This is a genomic window from Aeromonas molluscorum 848 (genome assembly GCF_000388115.1).
GTDB classification, from domain to species: domain Bacteria; phylum Pseudomonadota; class Gammaproteobacteria; order Enterobacterales; family Aeromonadaceae; genus Aeromonas; species Aeromonas molluscorum.
Genome location: NZ_AQGQ01000013.1, coordinates 1 through 18,912 on the forward strand (window position 1 = coordinate 1; position 18,912 = coordinate 18,912).

Genomic DNA, 18,912 nt, shown 5'->3' on the forward strand with positions numbered 1-18,912 from the left:
AAAACAGCTTGAAGTCTTCCAATCTGGACAGACCGGCAATGATCTCGCCGAAACGCTCCTGCAGGGCAGTCAACGCGACTTGCCAGCGATCATCGTCCCGCGCCACCACCTCGGCACTGGCATCGAAGGTGAGGCGTTTGCGAGCAAACAGCTCACGAGCACCGCTTTCATCTTCAATCAACATCAGTGAGACCTGAGGCACCTGTTGCAAGTTACGGGCATGACGCGCTATCTCGGAGATAAGCACGTAGTAACCATCGGATTGCAGTACAAAGGGGGCATAGCTGGCATTGGGTCGGCCCTCGCTGTCGACCGTTGCCAACTGCAGGGTGCGGCAAGCGTCACGAAACTCACGGATTTCCGGCTGCAACCGATTCTGAAGACGCTCCTGACGTTCACTCATGCTTTGACTTCCTCTTGATGCTGATGGCGTAGGGCCATGAAACGCTCGACTTGGGCGGGGAGCAGCTGGCGCTTCTCATCCCGCCCCAGATAGACCTTGAAGATGCAGCGGCCAGTGTGGCCAAAGAACTGGAAGGAGTGACCCTCCTTGCCCATGAACAGCTTGCTGACCAGGGCCAGACGTGCATGACGTTGTCGAGTTTGAGATGGCCGTGCATCTCGCCATCACGCCCCATCAGGTTGTAATAACCCCGGGCATTCTTACCCTTGGGGAAAGGCGCCTTCACTTCGAAGATGGATCCCTCAGATTCCACAATGGTGGTCACCTGCCCCCAATCGGCCAGATCCGCCAGCAGCCCCTCGGCTTGCTCCCCCGCCACTAGCGTCACGAGCTCGGCTGGCAGATGGCGAACCACTTCCCATTCACTGACTGCCAGCTGGCTCGCTATGCTCGATGGGTGAGCGCCGGGATCCTGTTCCAGCAGTTCATGAATGCGCAGTGCAATGCTCATCTGTTTTCTCCCTCGGGACTCACATCCCCTCTGCAAATCGTGGTGGCACTCTAATAAAAGAAGCCCAAAAAACACAATTGATAATTATTTGCATTTATGTTCATAATTAAATTCTAGCAACCAATCCTGCTCACCCCTATCTATCTTCTGGAGATTAGCATGGCCCCACGCCTTGCCCTCGCCCTTTGGCTGAGTTGCATTCCCCTGTCCGGTTCCATCATGGCGGCAGAACGCATCATCAGCGTAGGCCCCGCCACCACTGAACTGATCCTGGCGCTGGGTGGCGAAAAACAACTCGTTGCGACCGACATCAGCAGTCAGGATCCCAAGGGGTTACCCCGGGTTGGTTATCACCGGGCCCTGGCGGCGGAGGGGATATTGAGCCTCTCCCCTACACTGGTGGTCGGCAGCGATGAGATGGGGCCCAAAGCCACACTGGAGCAGCTCGGCCGTGCTGGCGTCAAAGTGGAGGTGCAAGCCACCGCACCTACCCTGGCCAACCTGCAACTGCGCATAACCACACTTGCCAAGCTGCTCGGCGATAAGCAAGCCGGTGAAAGGTTGAACGAGCGCGTAACTCAAGAGGCAGCCCGCCTCGCCACTGACGCGAAACAGAACAAGCCGCTTACAGTGGTCTTCCTGCTGCTGCACAAGGGACAACCCACCAGCATTGCCGGTGGCGATACCACGGCCAGCACCCTGATCACCCTCGCTGGCGGTGTCAATCCAGTCGCCACTTTGCGCGGTTACAAACCCGTCTCGACCGAGTCATTGATCGAGATGCAGCCCGATCTGGTACTGGTCAGTGGCCGAGACTGGCAGCAATATCAACATCCCCAAGCCGTGTTGCAGCAAGTCTCCTCCCTTCGTGCGACACCGGCTGGCAAGCGCCTCGCCATTCATGCCATTGATGGTCACGCCCTGCAGGGCGGGCTTAGCCTGATGACCTTGGCACAAGCCAGCAAGGTCGCTGGCTGGATCAAACAGGGTTCATGATGCGACTGCCGCTTTCCTGGCTACTGCTTGGCCTCAGTCTGCTGCTAACCGCGCTCTTGCTCGGCTCCCTGGCGACAGGGCCGCTGCCTCTCTCTTTGACTGAGAGTCTGCAGGCGCTGCTGGCTGGCGAGACCAGTCAGCTTGCACCTCACAAGTTGCTGGTAGTACAGGAGATCCGTTTACCACGTACCCTGCTCTGTCTGGCAGTGGGCGGCATACTCGGCCTGTGCGGCGCCGTGATGCAGGGGCTGTTTCGCAACCCCCTTGCCGATCCCGGCATCATAGGGGTCTCCGGGGGCGCAGCCTTGGGAGCCGCCCTGGCCATCGTACTGCTGGCGCCTCTGGATCAGCAGCTGCAAGCCAAGGTTGGCCTCGGCCTGCTGCCCCTGCTTGCCTTTCTCGGCGGCGCTCTCACCACGACCCTGGTCTATCTGCTCGGCAGCCGCCAGGGGGGCACGTCCGTCACCGTCATGCTGCTGGCCGGGGTGGCCATCACCGCGTTATCGGGCGCCGCGATGGGGCTGCTCAGTTATCTGGCTGACGATCAGATGCTGAGGGATCTCAGCCTGTGGCAGATGGGGACACTCGCGGCAGGGAAGCCCGCCGACATGCTGCTTGCCCTCGCGACCCTGGCTATACTCCTGCTGCTATTTGTCCGGGATGCCGGTCCGCTCAATGCCCTGCTGCTGGGGGAGTCCGAAGCCCGTCATCTCGGTGTCAATGTGCAGTCCCTGAAGCGGCGGCTGATCCTGCTCACCGCTGCCGGTGTCGGTGTCGCCGTGGCGATCGCGGGCATGATAGGTTTCGTCGGCCTGGTCGTGCCGCACCTGGTGCGGCTGCTGTGCGGGCCCAACCATGTCCGGCTGTTACCACTGTCAGCCCTGATCGGCGCGGCCTTGCTGCTGGGGGCCGACATGCTGGCCCGAACGCTGCTGGCGCCAGCCGAATTGCCCGTCGGTATCATCACGGCCCTGCTCGGTGCTCCTTTCTTCCTCTGGCTGCTGCTACGCGGCCGCCGCACACTCTAGGCATCCATGTCCCTCGCCCCCCAACACAATCCGGCCCAGCCACTGCTCAGTTGCCAGGCCGTCAACCTGCGCCGCGGTGACAAACATATACTGCGCGATCTGAACCTGACCCTGAGTGGCGGCACTCTCACCGCTCTGCTCGGCCCCAATGGCGCGGGCAAGAGCAGCCTGCTCAAGTGCATCACCGGCGAACTCGATTATGGAGGAGAGATACGGCTATTCGGCCAGCCCCGCGCGCAGTGGCAGGCCAATATCCTGGCGCATCGACTGGGAGTGCTGCCCCAAAGCTCATCCTTGAACTTTCCGTTTCTGTGTAAAGAGGTGGTGACCATGGGCCGCTTGCCTCATAGCGAGCCGACTGCGCGCCAGGGCGAGATAGTCAGTGCTGCCATGGCACATTGCGGGGTCGAACATCTGGCCAATCGTCTCTACCCCGGGCTATCGGGAGGTGAGCGTCAGCGGGTGCAGTTCGCCCGGGTGTTGGCACAAATCTGGCAGGCGCCCAATGCATTGAGCTGCCCCAGGCTGCTGCTGCTCGATGAGCCCACCTCCGCACTGGATCTCAAATACCAGCATCAGCTGCTCACCCTGGCACGCGCCTTGGCGGCCCGAGATACCGCCGTGCTGGTGGTGTTGCACGATCTCAATCTCGCCGCCCGTTACGCCGATCGTCTGCTGATGCTGGCCGATGGCAGAGTGATGGCCGACGGCTCGCCCGCCGAGGTACTGACTCCGGCCCTTATCCAGTCTCTCTATGATTACCCCGCCGAGGTCATGCTTCACCCTCAGAGCGGCCTTCCCATCGTCAGCTAGGCAGAGTAAAGCAGCGAAAAGAGCGCCCTGAGGCGCTCTTGTCAATGGGATCGTCGTTCTGGATTCAGGCTATCTGATAACGGCCCGGCTTGTGGTTGAGTGTCAACATCAGGTTACAGATGATGGCCGCCACCACGGAAAGTGCCAGCAGCCAAGGGGATACTACGAAGAAAGAGGTGATGACGATGGCGCAATCAAGCCCCATCTGTAGCTTGCCAGCCCGGATGCCGAATCTGTCCTGGATAAATAGCGCCAGGATATTGAAGCCCCCCAGACTCGATTTATGGCGAAACATGATGAGCAGCCCCATGCCAATCAAGGTACCGCCAATCAGTGCCGCATAAATGGGCTCAATCTTGCCTATCTGCAAGACGCCATTGAGGTGATCCGTCATGAAAGATACCGCGGCGACCGAAACGAAGGTGTTGAGGGTAAAACGGGGTCCCATCCTGAGCCAGGCCAGTGCATAAAACGGCAGGTTGATGCCGAAGAACAGCAGGCCAAAACTGAGCCCCGTCAACTGTTGCAGCAGCAACGCCAGGCCAGCGGTCCCACCGGTGAGCAGTCCCACCTGATGAAACAGAAAAATACCAAGAGAGACGAAGCCTGCGGCGATCAGCAAGGCCAGCACATCCTCATAGAGAGGATGCGTACGGGGGTGGGGGGTCTTGTCCATAAGTCATATCCGTTTGCGAAGGGGGGCGCCTTCATTGAGCGAGGCGAGTGCGGGCCCTCTGTCCGGGGCCTTCTTGATTCACACCAGTCTATTTTTTGTGAACAGGATCACAATAGCGTACCGGCATGCACCAACTTGGCTTCTGTCACCTCACCTTGACAGCGGTTGCACCAATATAAAGCGATGCTACCTGACACCCGGGTCCGGGATTGCCAATCGATACCTCTGTTTTTAACAGGCAGCACTCAGCCAGTAGCAGATATTCACCAAGCGGGCATAGACGCAACGCCCATGATCAACAACACGCCATTCACTGGAAAGCCGCCGGTTACTGTCCCATCAGGACGCGGCTCAGCAGAACCCGAATGGGGATGAGAAAGGTATGGGCCAATACCTGTTTGGGTTGCAGCGCCCCCCTCTCAGGAACAGGAAGAAGCTCAGCCCCGTGTGCGGCTGGGGCACGGATCTTGGCCCGTTATATGCCGGCCCGGGCCTGCACCAATGATCCGCAGCTTTACTGATACCATGAGCCAATTGATGTCCAACTCAGGCAAAGAACGCGGGGAGCCATCCACCAGAGACTGGCTCTTCAGTGACAGGAAACAAGAACAAGCTGGACACCCGGCTACAGCGGGCCTTATTGGGAAATATCCATGTCAGCCCCTTCAGTGCAAGGCTCCTCGGCCTGCAACCCTTCAATCATGATGGCAGCAATCTCGTCATAGGCACCTGACCAGGCAAGTGCCAGGGCTGGCGTGAAGTATTCCCCCAGTCGGCATGCCATCACCCGGGTCATGGCCTCCTTGACCAGATCGAAATGGGCGGGCAGCACGCCATACTGCCGATGCCGCTCGCCAAGGTGGCGAATGATGAAGCGCAGGGAGTCAAGTTGCTCCAGGCTGGTCAGGACGGTGTTGAGGGTCTGGGCCACCTTGTCGATCAAACGGTCATCTGTCAGGGAAAACATCGTCTCTAGGCGCTCATCGAGGCGAAACAACTCCTGATAAATCTCTCGAACGAATGCATTGCTAAACAGAGAAATACGACTCCAGGCCCGCTGTACCAGATCGATCTCATCAAAGGTCATAGACAATCCTTAGCCATCCTCGCTCCTCGTCCCGAGGAAGCCACACAGCATTAATAATAAAATAGTTATTAACACTGTGTTTGACATCACCTTAATTCATCAATAGATGGCCATTGCTGCGGTTTACTTCGGCGTCATGGCGCCTGGCGATAAGTTCCAGACCATTTCGTTCTTGAACCTCGCCATACCATAACCACAGGGTCCACCCTCTGGCTGGCACTTACTCCCCGTTTCCCCTATAGGTACTGGTCATTGATGGGAGAGATATCATGGTGAACTGGCCCAATACGCTGTTGTTTATGCTATTGCCCCTGCTGTTGATCAGTACAGGGATAGCAGAGGCAGCCACCAAGGAACCCTTTCGTCAGGCCCCCCGAGCCATCAACGCTCTCCAGCAGGGCCAGGCGGCTCAAAGTCAGGGTAACATCAGCCAGGCGATACGGCTCTATTGCGTCGCCGCCAGCACGGGCAATCCTGAAGGTTATTATCGTATTGGCCGTCTGCTTGCCCCCCGCAACCCCAAACTGGCCAACGGCTATCTCTCAATGGCGATGCGCCTGGGCAACCAGCAAGCCGCCCGCTACTACAACAGCCGGGTCGGCAATGTCCCCATGGGGGACAACTGCGGCGCCGGAGTCAGTGGCGGCGGCGGCCACTTCGCCGTTCCCACAACCCCTTTCAACCTCGACGCCTATCTGGCACGACAATCCCCCGCCAAGCGCAAGCTCGCCAACCAGTTGCGTCAGGCAGCCAATCGCCACGACATAGACCCACGCCTGGTGTTGGCCATCGCCATCGCCGAATCCAATCTAGAAGCTGGCGCCATCTCCCCCAAGAATGCCCAGGGTGTGATGCAACTCATCCCCGCCACCCAGGTCCGCTTTGGTGTTACTCGCCCTTTCGATCCCGAGCAGAACATCCGTGGCGCCATGGCCTATCTCAAGTGGCTGCATCGCCGCTTCGACGGTGACTGGGTATTGATGTCGGCGGCCTACAACGCCGGGGAAAAATCCGTGGATCAATACGGCGGCATTCCCCCCTATGCCGAGACCCAGCAGTATGTGCGCAAGGTGCTCTACTTCGCGGGCAAGGATCCCGCCCCCAATCAGGTCAGCAGCCGAACCATCAAGCCGCCAGCCCACCGCTGAGTCCGCACAAAACCTTGTGCGGCACCTCACTCCTCACCACCATCGCCTGCCATTATCGGCCGATATTTCCACACCGGCATCGACTTTCCCCCCGTCGGCCATTGGTTTACAATCGCACCGTTATTCGGAACCGGCTGGCCCCTGTCGCCAGTTGGCCCCACCACGACATCAGCCTGTTGACACAAGCAAGTTAACCTGATGAAAAGGAAAGAGAATTAGCCAATGGCTCAATTTATTTACACCATGAACCGGGTCGGTAAAGTCGTACCGCCCAAGCGTCATATTCTCAAGAATATCTCCCTCTCCTTCTTCCCCGGCGCCAAGATCGGCGTGCTGGGTCTGAATGGCGCCGGTAAATCCACCCTGCTGCGCATCATGGCAGGGCTGGACACCGAGATCGAAGGGGAAGCCCGCCCGCAGCCCGGCATCAAGATTGGCTACCTGCCCCAGGAGCCGAAGCTGGATCCGGAACAGACCGTTCGCGAAGCCGTGGAAGAGGCGGTAGGCGAAGTCAAACGTGCCATGGCTCGTCTGGACGAGGTCTATGCCGCCTATGCCGATCCGGATGCCGATTTTGACAAGCTGGCCCGCGAACAGGGTGAGCTGGAGGCCATCATCGAATCCCAAGGTGGCCACAACATGGAAAACCAGCTGGAGCGCGCCGCCGATGCCCTGCGTCTGCCCGCCTGGGATGCCAAGATCCAGCACCTCTCCGGTGGTGAGCGCCGCCGTGTGGCCCTTTGCCGCCTGCTGCTGGAAAAGCCGGACATGCTGCTGCTGGATGAACCGACCAACCACCTGGATGCGGAATCCGTAGCCTGGCTGGAGCGCTTCCTGCACGACTACGAGGGCACTGTGGTCGCCATCACCCACGATCGCTACTTCCTCGACAACGTGGCTGGCTGGATCCTGGAGCTGGACCGCGGCGAAGGCATTCCGTGGGAAGGCAACTACTCCTCCTGGCTGGAGCAAAAAGATGCCCGTCTTGCGCAAGAGGCCAGCTCCGAGGCGGCTCGTCGCAAGTCCATCGAGAAAGAGCTCGAGTGGGTTCGTCAGAATCCCAAAGGCCGTCAGGCCAAGTCCAAGGCCCGGATGGCGCGCTTCGAGGAGCTCAACAACAACGACTACCAGAAGCGCAACGAGACCAACGAGCTGTTCATTCCGCCCGGACCCCGCCTCGGCGACAAGGTGCTGGAAGTGAGCAACCTGCGTAAATCCTATGGGGACCGCGTGTTGATCGACGATCTCTCCTTCGCCATTCCGAAGGGGGCCATCGTCGGTATCATTGGCCCGAACGGTGCAGGTAAATCAACTCTGTTCCGCATGATGTCGGGCCAGGAGCAACCGGATTCCGGCACCATCAGCTTGGGCGACACAGTGGTGCTGGCCTCGGTGGATCAATTCCGCGACAGCATGGACGACAAGAAGACGGTGTTCCAGGAAGTGGCGGATGGCCAGGATATACTGCGCATCGGCAACCATGAGTTCCCGAGCCGCGCCTATATCGGCCGCTTCAACTTCAAGGGGGCGGATCAGCAGAAGCGGGTCGGCGAGCTCTCCGGGGGTGAACGTGGCCGTCTGCACCTGGCCAAACTGTTGCAAACCGGCGGCAACGTCTTGCTCCTCGATGAACCGACCAACGATCTGGACATCGAAACCCTGCGTGCCCTGGAGAACGCCCTGCTGGAGTTCCCGGGCTGTGCCATGGTCATCTCTCACGATCGCTGGTTCCTCGACCGCATCGCCACCCACATTCTGGATTACCAGGACGAGGGCAACATCGCCTTCTTCGAGGGTAACTTCACCGAATATGAAGAGTGGAAGAAGAAAACCTACGGCGCCGAGTCGGTCCAGCCACACAGAGCCAAGTACAAACGCATCACCAAATAAGGGTGATGGCATGACAAGGGGAGCTCAGGCTCCCCTTTTTACTGCCTTTTGACTTACAATCTCCCCGTCTTCCCTACAGATGCCCACCGATGACTCAGATGACTGTCACCGCCAAGAGACTCACCATCCAGATCCGGCTCGAACCCGGTTGCCTGGGCCCCGATGGCAAGGCGCACATAGATACCTTCTGTGCCGCCGCCACCCGGATTTTTGCGGCCATCGAGCCCGAACGGCTGCACTGGGTCCTGCTGCCACGCCATGACAAGCAGTTGCCGGAGCAGGAGTTCTTCATCGACGATCGCAAGTTGAGCGAGGAGCAAGCCACGCAACTGATTGCGCGCATGGGGCTGGTCCTTGCCACCTTGCAGGAACGCAGCGATGCCATGCTGGCACTGCTGGTCGAACGCTACTTCAAGACCCTCTGAACCTCCCCAGGACGACAACTGAGCCTCGCACGCCCCCCTCTTTATCCGATAGATGACAAACGTTTGAATTTTTACTCTATTCATTGATCCGCTTCGCAGATCCGGGGTTTGTAAACGACGCCGCCTGTGTGAAAATGTGCGCGCTGTCACGGTATCAGGACGAGTCCGGCTATTCGTTAGCCAACGACGCCAGTCACGGCCCCTCATGGATGGGTCTGGCTGCGAGCCTGCCGCCTATTTCACGTCACCTATTGGAATACAACATGAATCAACCACATCAAGCCGACCACAAGGCCGCCAACCAGGCTGCCGGGCAAGGATTGCTCGAACGCCTGTTTGCCCTGCAAGGCCATGGCACCACGGCCCGCACCGAGGTCATCGCCGGGATCACCACCTTCCTGACCATGGTCTATATCGTCTTCGTCAACCCGCAGATCCTTTCCAATGCAGGTATGGACACCCAGGCGGTGTTCGTCACCACCTGCCTCATCGCCGGTATCGGCAGCATCTTGATGGGATTCTTGGCCAACCTGCCTATCGCGCTGGCCCCTGCCATGGGTCTCAACGCCTTCTTCGCCTTCGTGGTCGTCGCCGGCATGGGCTACTCCTGGCAGGTCGGCATGGGCACCATCTTCTGGGGCGCCCTGGGTCTGCTCATCCTCACCCTGCTGCGGGTGCGCTACTGGCTCATCGCCAACATACCGCTCACCTTGCGAGTCGGCATCACCGCCGGTATCGGCCTGCTCATCGCTCTGCTTGGCCTGCACAACGCCGGTATCGTCGTGGCCAGCCCCGCAACTATGGTGACTGTGGGCAATCTCACCTCTCTGCCCTGCCTGCTGGGGCTGCTAGGGTTCTTCCTGATCTGTATCTTCTCCGCTCGTGGCGTGCACTCCGCCGTATTGATTGCCATCGTGGTCACCACCACCCTGGGCTGGTTGTTTGGCGATGTGACCTTCAAGGGCTTCGTCTCCATGCCGCCCAGCATAGCGCCGGTATTCGGCCAGCTGGATCTGATGGGGTCACTCGACATCAGCCTGGCAGGCATCATCTTCTCCTTCATGCTGGTCAACCTGTTCGACTCCTCAGGCACCCTGATCGGAGTAACCAGCCGTGCCAAGCTGGCGGATGACAAGGGCCGTTTCCCGCGCATGAAACAGGCGTTGATGGTCGACAGCGTAAGTTCAGTGGGCGGTGCCTTCATGGGCACATCCTCGGTGACCGCCTATATCGAGAGCAGCTCAGGGGTTGCCGTCGGTGGTCGTACCGGCCTGACCGCCATCGTGGTCGGCCTCCTGTTCCTGCTGGCCATCTTCTTCTCCCCCATCGCCGCCATGGTGCCCGCCTATGCCGCCGCCGGCGCCCTCATCTACGTGGGCGTGCTGATGTGCTCCGAGCTGACCAAAGTAAAATGGGAAGATTTGACCGAAGCGGTACCGGCCTTCATGACGGCCGTCATGATGCCGTTCAGCTTCTCCATCACCGAGGGGATAGCCGTCGGCTTCATCTCCTACTGCGTGATGAAGGCAGGTACCGGCCGCTGGCGCGAGATCAACCCCTGCGTGCTGGTCGTCGCCCTGCTGTTCGTGATCAAGTTCGTCTGGGTCGACGCCCACTAAGCGCCACCGACACCAACAAAAATGCCAGTCTCTCGACTGGCATTTTTTTGGCTGACGTTCGGTGACGTGGGGCTAGCGGATGCCGCGGGCCTCGCGGATCCACTCCCAGGCTTGCTGGATCTCCTGGGCCTTCTCCTTGGCCATCTCCATCATCTCAGGCGGCAAGCCCTTGGCGGCAAGCTTGTCCGGGTGATGCTTGCTCATCTCCTTGCGATAGGCTTTCTTCACCTCGGCATCCGACATCTCTTCGCTCACCCCCAACAACTGGTAGGCATCCTTGAGCCTGTCCCGGCTAGGCGGTTGCTGACCCGCAGAGTGATGACCCCCTTGATACTGACCCTGGCCGCCATGGCGGAAGAAGTTCATCTGCGCTTCGGCCATGGCAAGGATCCGCGCCAGTTCTATCTGGCTGAAGCCCAGTTCCTCGGCAATGGTCTGCAAGATGGCGCGCTCGGCAGCCTCGACCTGACCATCGGCAAATGCCGCCTGCAGTTGCACCTCAAGGAAGAAGCGCAAGATGTCGCGCTGGCCCTGGCTCGCACTGCGAAACCCCGCCAAGGTCTGGCGCAGGGGAAAATCAGCCTCTTTACCCTCGCGAAACGAGCGCTGGGCGTTGCTGCGCTGCTCGGGGGAGAGGCGCATCCGCTCCATCAGTGCCGCAGCGACCCGGATCTCCTGCTCGGTGACCTGCCCCCCCGCCTTGGCAATGTGGCCCATGACCGCGAAGGTGGCATGGAAGAAAATAGCCTGTTGCTCGGCGGTCGGGGTGCGACGAAAGGCCCCCTGGATGCCGATACCACGGTCGAATCTGTGACCGAGCCAGAGGCCTATCAGCAATCCAAAAATATTGCCGAGCAGAAAACCGAAGAAGGCGCCAAGCACCTTGCCCCAAATACGCATGACTCAAAACCTCATATTAATTAGTGGAGCTTACCAGCTCATCGTCCAGGGCACGCAGCCGTGCCACAGTGCCGATATCGCGCCAGTCTCCAGTAAGAAGCGAACCGCCTACCCGTCCTTGCGCCATCCAGTCGCGCAGCAGCGGGGCAAGTTTACGACTGCCCGGAGTGAGGGCACTGAAGGCCTCGGCTTGATAGAGACCAACGCCGCTAAACGTCAGGCCGGGGCGATCCCAGACTCTATCCCCCTCAAGGGAAAAATCCCCGTCCGGATGCTGGGGAGGATTGGTGACCAACCAGAGATGGGCGAGATCCCCCCCCAGCTCCTGAGATACCAGAGGCGTGTAATCCAGCCCCAGCCAGGTATCACCGTTGATCACCAAAAAAGGGGCATCTCCCAGCAGAGGCAGCGCCTGTACTATGCCTCCCGCCGTCTCGAGGGCCGTCGCCTCCGCAGACCAGGCTATCTGCACCCCGAACTGGCTGCCATCGCCAAGGACCGCCACCAGTTTATCACCGAGCCAGGCATGGTTGATGACCAGCTCGCGTACTCCGGCAGCTTTTAGCTTCTCGATATGATGGACGATAAGCGGCTTGCCCCCGACCATCAGCAGCGGCTTGGGCAGGCTGTCGGTGAGCGGGCGCATCCGCTCACCGCGACCGGCCGCCAGAATCATGGCTTTCATTGACCCTTACCCTCAACTACCGTGCCAGCAAAACCGGGCAGGACCCGGCGCACCAGCCAGTCACCAAACTCGGCCAGTACAGGATAGGTGGCGCCATGTAGCTGGCAGCTATCCACCACATAACCCAGAGTGCGAGGAATGTCCTTGAGATAACCTGATTTGCCATCTCTGTGGTAGAGACGGGTGAATAGACCCGCCGCCTTCAGATGACGCTGCATACCGGTCAGGTCGGCATGACGACGGAAGCTGGCATAATCAAGCTCACCAAGCAGCCCGGTTTGGCTCAGCTGTTCAAAGCCAAGCTGCATGCCCTGCTCGATCACCGCGTCCGGCCAGCGCACGTAGCAGTCTTTCAACAGGGAGACGAGATCATAGCTGAGGGGGCCCATGACCATGTCTTGAAAATCGATGATGGCCAACTCGCTCAGGGCAGGAACGGGGGCCCCTTCCGTCACACAGCACACCATCAGATTGCGACTATGAAAATCCCGGTGCATCACCCCTTGTGGCTGGGCAAGGTTGTTGGCGGTCAGGCAGGCGAAGGTGTCGTCAAGCAGACGCTGCTCTGCGTCGCTGAGCAGCAGCTGCAGATGCTTGCCGAGCAGCCATTCCGGGAAGATGGCATTCTCCCGGGCCATGAAGAGCTCATCGAAAGGCTCCAGAGCCAACGCCACATCCCCAAGCTGAGGCAGCAGGGCGATGGCTTTCTCATACCAGGCCAGTACGCTGGTCTCGTCCAGGCAGTTAATCAGCTGGATGTCGCCAAGATCCGTCACCGCCAGCAGACCAAGACGGTAATCGACCGCTCGCACCTCGGGCGCCAGCAGACCACAGGCATGCAAGGCGGCCGCATTGCGGACGAATTCGTGATTCTTCTCGGTTTGGGGATTGGCATCCACCCAGACGAGACCTGCCCCCCGGTAGTAACGGCGGAAACTGGCATCACCAGAGATAAGCGTTGGTGTTAGCTGGGGGTCACCGGTGTATTGGCGAGCGAACTGGAGCAGGGCATCGAAACGATTGGACATGAGTGAAGGACCGCTGAAGGAGGAAAGCAGCGCTAGGCTGTTAGCCCTGGCCGCAATAATGCTTTATCATTGCTGGCTAACATAAAGCAATGAGATGCAATGTCAACTCGATGAGTCCTGGCGTATTATGCATGCTCTTGAATCAGCCGTTTCGATACGGATTGCGCGAGTCTTCTAAATGACAAAATGGACACTGGGGCGTGCCTGTCCCATCGCCCTGACCATTGGCCTTGCCAGCCCGGCATATATCCAGGCTGCGCCATTGGGCGTACCCGCCGCCACTGGTCTGCTGGACGGTCTCTGCTATGACTATGTTCCCAAGATAGAAAAAGCCCCCGCCAATCAGGATGCCAACGCCCTGCCGGTGGAGGTGGATGCTGATCGTCTCGAGGCCAAGCAAGGCGGTACTGCCGTCTATCAGGGCGACGTAAAAGTTCGCCAGGGTGTCCGCAAGTTTGATTCTGACTATGCCCAGGTTGATCAGAAGAGCCGGGATGTGATCGCCATCGGCAACATCTACTACAACGATGGCCAAATCACTGTGACCAGTGACAAGACCCTGAAGTCCAACCTAAACACCAAAGATTCCGAGCTGGAAGAGGGTGTCTATCAGGTTCATGGCTCGCCGGTGCGCGGCTCGGCCGAGCGGGTCATCATGACCAATAACAACCAGAACATCACTCTGGAGGGGGCGCAGTACACCACTTGCCCACCGGGCCAGGAAGCCTGGACCCTGAAGGCGGGAAGCATCGACATCGATCAGAACGAGGTGTTCGGCGAAGCCTGGAACGCCAGCCTCTGGCTCTATGACTACCCGGTGTTCTATTTCCCCTATATCAATTTCCCGATCAAGGATCAGCGCAAGACGGGTCTGCTCTACCCCAGTTATGAGCAGAGCTCCAAGAACGGCATGGACATCAACCAGCCCTTCTACTGGAACATAGCCCCCAACTACGACGCGACGATCAGCTCCCGCTTCATGGACAGGCGCGGTCTGATGGAACAGCTCGAGTTCCGCTATATGCCGAACCCGTCCCATACCGGCAGCCTCTATTTCGAGAACCTGGCCGACGACAAGCAGTATGACGAGACGGATAGCCTCAATGACTATCTCGCCGATGGTCACCGCTATCTGCTCAGTGCCCGCCATACGTCACGTTTCCTCGATAACGCCCTGGTGATGTCCCTCGATTACACCAAGGTGCGTGATAAGGATTACAACTATTTCAACGACTTCTCGCCGCCGGTCGGCACTCAGGTCGACAACCAGTTGCAGCAATCCTTCAAGGCCGGTTATTACCAGCAGGACTGGAACCTGACCACAGAGGCTCGGACCTACCAGATATTGCTGGCCGGTGCCCAGCAGCCCCACTCCATGCTGCCGCGTATCAATCACAACTATTACCGTCAGGGCAATTGGTTCGATCTTGCCTGGAATACCGAACTGACCAAGTTCGGCTATGACAACGATCAGTCCACCATAGGGGAAGCCTACACCGGTACCCGCCTCTATAGTGCGCCGACCCTGACGGTGCCGCTCATTGACGCTGCTGGCTACTATATGGATAGCCAGTACAAGCTGATGTACACCCAGTACAATCAGGATGTCCCTGACAGCAGCAAGCTCACGGCCTATTACCGTAACAAGGGGTTGACCAGTCTTGATGACAACGTCACCCGGGTGTTGCCCTCGTTCCGCCTCAAAGGTGGCATGACCTTCGATCGCCAGCAGGATTGGTTTGGTGAAAATGCCAACCAGACCCTGGAACCCGAGTTTCAGTACCTTTATGTCCCCTACAAGGATCAGGACAACATAGGCATCTATGACTCGACCAGCATGCGCCAGGACTACTACAGCCTGTTCAGCGATCGCCGTTTCGCTGGTCTGGACAGAATAAGTGACTCCAACCGGGTCTCGGTAGGCCTGACCAGCCGGGTCTATGATGCCGTAGGGGATGAGCGCCTCCGTCTGGCAGTGGCCCAGGCATTCGATTTTGTCGCCCCCAGGGTCACCCTCTATCCCAGCGATGAGGCGAGCACCAACACTCGCTCTCCCCTGTCGTTCGAGGGAGACGCCAAGATAAGCGAGCAGTGGTTCGCCCATGCCGGCGCTCAGTATGACGTGCAGGAAAAAGAGTTCAGCGCCGCCAACAGTGCCCTGGAATACCGCCGTGAGAAGCTGGTGAGCCAAGTCAATTACCGCTTCGTTCGTGATGCCAACTATGACCTTACCCGCAGTGGTGAGACGGCCAATATCAACCAGGTCGGCATGGTAATTGGTTCTCCTATCAATGAGCAGTGGCACATGTATGGTGGCTACTACTACGACCTGGATCAGAACGTAAAAGTTGATCGTAAGATTGGCGTCAAATATGACTCCTGTTGCTGGAGCATCAACTTCAATCTGGAGTGGGTCAACAGCCCGGATAACGTCACCTACCAGCCCACCTCGGAGCGTAGTTTTGGCATCCAGTTTGAAATGAAAGGATTGGGTAGTGTGGGTACAGGGGCCAAGGGCACCAGTCTGGATACAGATGCCCTGCCCTACATTCGTCCGTTTAACCTGCGGGACAAATGAGTCATCGCAAAACGCCTTGAGAGATGGATATGAAGAAGACGTGGATTTCCCTGCTGACCGCAGGTCTGTTAGGTGTCATGAGCCAGAGCGCCTTTGCCGCCCCTGAGCTCATCGACAAAGTGCTGGCTGTGGTCAACAAAGACGTAGTACTCGCCAGCCAGCAGGAGGCTCTGGTCAACAAGATCAAGTTCTCTGCCAGGGAGAGCGGCCAGGCGCTGCCCGATGACGTCACCCTGCGCAAACAGGCGCTGGATCGCCTGATCCAGGAGAGTCTGCAATTGCAGCTGGCGGACCGGCAAGGTCTGAAGATAAGCGACACCCAGCTCGAACAGGCCATCAACAGCATCGCTGCCGACAACAAGATGAACCTGGAACAATTGCGTGCCCAGCTTGATCGGGAGGGCATCAGTTATGCCCAGTACCGGGAAGAAGTGCGTCGCGAGATCCTGATGAACGAGGTGCGCCGCAACCAGATCCGCCGCCGCATCAACATCTCGGATCAAGAGGTCAAGCAGGTGGTGCAGGCGTTGCAGAAACAGGGCCAGCAACAGCAGGAGTTTCATGTCGGTCACATCCAGATAGCCCTGCCGGACAACCCGAGTGCCGAGCAGCTCAATGCAGCCAAAGCCAAGATCGACAGCCTGCTCAAGCGCCTGCGTAACGGCGCAGACTTCCGCGAGCTGGCCATCGCCGAGAGCAATGGCCCCAAGGCCCTGGAAGGCGGCGACTGGGGCTGGATGAGCCCACAAGAGATGCCAACCCTGATGGCCGATGCGGTACAGGGTGCCAAGAAGGGTGACATCGTTGGCCCGCTGCGTTCCGGTGCTGGCCTGCACATCGTCAAGGTGTTCGATGCCAAGGGGATACAACAAGTGGTGCAGACCGAGGTCAAAGCCCGCCACATCCTGATCAAACCCTCGATCATCCTGAGCGAAGAGAAGGCCAAGGGCATGCTCGATGGCTTCCTCCACGATATCAAGAGCGGCAAGGCTGACTTCGCCGCCCTGGCAGAGAAGTACTCCGAAGATCCGGGTTCTGCGGTACAAGGCGGCGAGCTCGGCTGGTCCGATCCCAACGTCTATGTCCCTGAGTTCCGCGACATGGTCAATCGCCTGCAACCCGGTCAGTACAGCGAACCGTTCCGTACCAGCCACGGCTGGCACCTGGTTCAGCTGGAAGAGAGACGCAGCCAGGATGCCACCGACAAGGCTCAGGAACAGCGTGCTTACCAGCTGATCTACAATCGCCGCTTCGTGGAAGAGTCCCAGGCCTGGCTGGATGAGCTGCGCGATGAAGCCTATATCCGCATCGAAGGCGCCAGTAGTTGATGATTTGCCAACGTCTCGCAATAACGCCGGGTGAGCCGGCAGGCATTGGGCCGGATCTGGTGCTCGAGATCGCCCAGCGCGATTGGCCTCATCAGCTAGTGGTGGTGGCCGATCCTGCGCTGATGCGCCGCCGAGCCGCCATTCTGGGACTCGATATCGAACTCGTCCCCTACGATCCCGCCCTGCCCGCCACCCCCCAGCGGGCAGGTAGCCTGACCCTCTGTCCTGTCACCCTGGGGACAACCGAGGTGGCGGGCGAGCTCGACGAGGCCAATGGTGCCTATGTGCTGACTACCTTGCAGCGCGCCTGTGATGGCAACCTGAGCGGCGAGTTTGCCGCTGTGGTCACAGGCCCGGTGCACAAGGGCATCATCAACCAGGCTGGGGTCTCGTTCAGCGGCCACACCGAGTTCTTTGCCCAGCAGGCCGGGGTCGGCGATGTGGTCATGCTGCTCGCCACCGACGGCCTGAGGGTGGCACTGGCCACCACCCATATTCCCCTCGCCAATGTCGCTCGAGCCATCACGGCGGAGCGTCTGGGCAAGGTGATCCGCATCCTCAATGCGGATCTGAAAAGCAAATTTGGCATTGCGAGTCCCAGGATTTACGTCTGCGGCCTCAATCCCCACGCCGGGGAAGGGGGTCACCTGGGCCGGGAAGAAATAGACGTGATCGAACCCGCTCTGAACGCCCTGCGCCAGGAAGGGATCGATCTGGTTGGCCCCCTGCCAGCCGATACCCTGTTCCAGGAGAAGTACCTCAAGGATGCGGACGCGGTACTGACCATGTACCACGACCAGGGGTTGCCCGTGCTCAAGTACAAGGGCTTCGGGCGCTCGGTCAATATCACCCTCGGACTCCCCTTTATCCGTACCTCGGTGGATCACGGCACTGCGCTGGACTTGGCAGGCAAGGGCCTGGCAGATTCTGGCAGCCTGATCACCGCGCTTAACCACGCCATTCTGATGGTAGAGAAAAAAATATGAGCAGTAAGATGCACATGGGCCACACGGCCCGTAAGCGTTTCGGTCAGAACTTCTTGCACGACAGCTATGTGATCGATCAGATAGTGGCCGCCATCAATCCACAGCCGGGTCAGAACCTGGTGGAGATAGGCCCGGGTCTGGCAGCACTGACCGAACCGGTCGCCTCCCAGATGGACAAGATGACAGTGGTCGAACTGGACAGGGACTTGGCCGCGCGTCTGCGCGAGCACCCCACTCTGAAAGAGAAGCTGACCGTGATCGAAGCCGATGCCATGCGTTTCGACTTTGGGACCCTGATGGGCGAAGGCAAGGGGCCGCTGCGCATCTTCGGCAACCTGCCCTACAACATCTCTACCCCGCTTATCTTCCACCTGTGCGAGTTTGCCGACCGGGTAGCAGACATGCACTTCATGTTGCAAAAAGAAGTGGTATTGCGGATGTGTGCCGGCCCCGGCAGCAAGGCTTATGGCCGCCTGAGCGTCATGGTTCAATACTACTGTCAGGTGATCCCGGTACTGGAAGTGGGTCCCGGCGCCTTCAAGCCAGCCCCGAAAGTGGACTCTGCCGTGGTGCGCCTGGTGCCTCACAAAAATCCGACCATAGTCGCCAAGGATCTGCGCTGCCTGAGCCGGGTCTGTACCGAGGGCTTCGGCCAGCGCCGCAAGACCATTCGCAACAGTTTTGCGAACTTCATCACCGTGGACCAGCTCACCGAGCTTGGCATAGACAGCACCCTGCGCCCGGAGAATCTCTCCCTGGAACAGTTTGTGACCATCGCCAACTGGTTGGCTGACCAGCAACAGGCCTGACA

Annotated in this window: 17 protein-coding genes and 1 pseudogene; 11 read left to right on the forward strand and 7 right to left on the reverse strand. The window is 59.1% G+C overall.

Features of this window, described 5'->3' with window-relative positions; translation table 11 throughout:
* Window positions 1-403: heme utilization protein HutZ (hutZ, locus tag G113_RS03765; protein WP_005893754.1), on the reverse strand; the 403-nt coding region annotated here is incomplete at its 3' end.
* Window positions 400-914 (reverse strand): annotated as a pseudogene (gene hutX, locus G113_RS03770) (heme utilization cystosolic carrier protein HutX). The pseudogene hutX and the gene hutZ, both read right to left, overlap by 4 nt.
* 159 nt (window positions 915-1,073) lie before the next feature.
* Between hutX and G113_RS03775 the strand changes: the two are divergent.
* From G113_RS03775 to G113_RS03785, 3 genes are read left to right on the forward strand one after another with little or no spacing between them, the layout of a single operon-like run.
* Window positions 1,074-1,910 carry a heme/hemin ABC transporter substrate-binding protein gene (locus G113_RS03775; protein WP_005893756.1) on the forward strand — a complete coding sequence of 279 codons (837 nt, stop codon included), beginning with the start codon at window positions 1,074-1,076 and terminating at the stop codon, window positions 1,908-1,910.
* On the forward strand, window positions 1,907-2,938 hold the full coding sequence (locus tag G113_RS03780) for a FecCD family ABC transporter permease (RefSeq protein WP_040318880.1): 1,032 nt from the start codon (window positions 1,907-1,909) through the stop codon (window positions 2,936-2,938). Before G113_RS03775 ends, G113_RS03780 begins: the two co-directional genes overlap by 4 nt.
* A gap of 6 nt (window positions 2,939-2,944) precedes the next feature.
* Window positions 2,945-3,751, forward strand: a complete 807-nt coding sequence (locus tag G113_RS03785; protein WP_005893758.1) for a heme ABC transporter ATP-binding protein — start codon at window positions 2,945-2,947, stop codon at window positions 3,749-3,751.
* Window positions 3,752-3,815: 64 nt separating this feature from the next.
* Here G113_RS03785 and G113_RS03790 read toward each other — a convergent pair whose 3' ends face one another.
* Window positions 3,816-4,427: a YitT family protein gene (locus G113_RS03790; RefSeq protein ID WP_005893760.1), complete on the reverse strand. Its 612-nt coding sequence runs from the start codon at window positions 4,425-4,427 to the stop codon at window positions 3,816-3,818.
* A 637-nt stretch (window positions 4,428-5,064) separates the two neighbouring features.
* On the reverse strand, window positions 5,065-5,514 hold the full coding sequence (locus G113_RS03795) for a globin domain-containing protein (RefSeq protein WP_005893762.1): 450 nt from the start codon (window positions 5,512-5,514) through the stop codon (window positions 5,065-5,067).
* A gap of 269 nt (window positions 5,515-5,783) precedes the next feature.
* On the opposite strand from G113_RS03795, the gene G113_RS03800 reads away from it, so the two are divergent.
* The 4 genes from G113_RS03800 to G113_RS03815 all read left to right on the forward strand — a co-directional run bounded on the left by G113_RS03800 (window position 5,784) and on the right by G113_RS03815 (window position 10,596).
* On the forward strand, window positions 5,784-6,662 hold the full coding sequence (locus G113_RS03800) for a lytic transglycosylase domain-containing protein (RefSeq protein ID WP_005893763.1): 879 nt from the start codon (window positions 5,784-5,786) through the stop codon (window positions 6,660-6,662).
* Window positions 6,663-6,884: 222 nt separating this feature from the next.
* Window positions 6,885-8,552, forward strand: coding sequence for an energy-dependent translational throttle protein EttA (ettA, locus tag G113_RS03805; RefSeq protein ID WP_005893764.1), 1,668 nt, complete (start codon window positions 6,885-6,887; stop codon window positions 8,550-8,552).
* Between the two features lie 89 nt (window positions 8,553-8,641).
* Complete coding sequence (locus G113_RS03810; protein WP_005893765.1) at window positions 8,642-8,977, forward strand: hypothetical protein; 336 nt, start codon at window positions 8,642-8,644, stop codon at window positions 8,975-8,977.
* A 263-nt stretch (window positions 8,978-9,240) separates the two neighbouring features.
* A complete protein-coding gene (locus tag G113_RS03815; RefSeq protein WP_005893766.1) occupies window positions 9,241-10,596 on the forward strand; it encodes an NCS2 family permease in 1,356 nt (451 codons plus the stop codon).
* Between the two features lie 72 nt (window positions 10,597-10,668).
* On the opposite strand, the gene djlA is transcribed toward G113_RS03815, so the two are convergent.
* The 3 genes from djlA to G113_RS03830 are packed head-to-tail and all read right to left on the reverse strand — an operon-like array spanning window position 10,669 to window position 13,209.
* Window positions 10,669-11,496, reverse strand: coding sequence for a co-chaperone DjlA (djlA, locus tag G113_RS03820; protein ID WP_005893767.1), 828 nt, complete (start codon window positions 11,494-11,496; stop codon window positions 10,669-10,671).
* Window positions 11,497-11,512: 16 nt separating this feature from the next.
* Complete coding sequence (gene murU / locus G113_RS03825; protein ID WP_005893768.1) at window positions 11,513-12,181, reverse strand: N-acetylmuramate alpha-1-phosphate uridylyltransferase MurU; 669 nt, start codon at window positions 12,179-12,181, stop codon at window positions 11,513-11,515.
* A complete protein-coding gene (locus G113_RS03830) occupies window positions 12,178-13,209 on the reverse strand; it encodes an aminoglycoside phosphotransferase family protein (protein WP_005893769.1) in 1,032 nt (343 codons plus the stop codon). Before G113_RS03830 ends, murU begins: the two co-directional genes overlap by 4 nt.
* Window positions 13,210-13,387: 178 nt before the next feature.
* On the opposite strand from G113_RS03830, the gene lptD reads away from it, so the two are divergent.
* The 4 genes from lptD to rsmA are packed head-to-tail and all read left to right on the forward strand — an operon-like array spanning window position 13,388 to window position 18,910.
* Window positions 13,388-15,787 carry an LPS assembly protein LptD gene (lptD, locus tag G113_RS03835; protein ID WP_005893772.1) on the forward strand — a complete coding sequence of 800 codons (2,400 nt, stop codon included), beginning with the start codon at window positions 13,388-13,390 and terminating at the stop codon, window positions 15,785-15,787.
* 29 nt (window positions 15,788-15,816) lie between these two features.
* Complete coding sequence (gene surA / locus G113_RS03840) at window positions 15,817-17,115, forward strand: peptidylprolyl isomerase SurA (RefSeq protein WP_005893773.1); 1,299 nt, start codon at window positions 15,817-15,819, stop codon at window positions 17,113-17,115.
* Window positions 17,115-18,101: a 4-hydroxythreonine-4-phosphate dehydrogenase PdxA gene (pdxA, locus tag G113_RS03845; RefSeq protein ID WP_005893775.1), complete on the forward strand. Its 987-nt coding sequence runs from the start codon at window positions 17,115-17,117 to the stop codon at window positions 18,099-18,101. Before surA ends, pdxA begins: the two co-directional genes overlap by 1 nt.
* On the forward strand, window positions 18,098-18,910 hold the full coding sequence (rsmA, locus tag G113_RS03850) for a 16S rRNA (adenine(1518)-N(6)/adenine(1519)-N(6))-dimethyltransferase RsmA (RefSeq protein ID WP_005893776.1): 813 nt from the start codon (window positions 18,098-18,100) through the stop codon (window positions 18,908-18,910). Before pdxA ends, rsmA begins: the two co-directional genes overlap by 4 nt.
* Window positions 18,911-18,912: the final 2 nt, after the last annotated feature.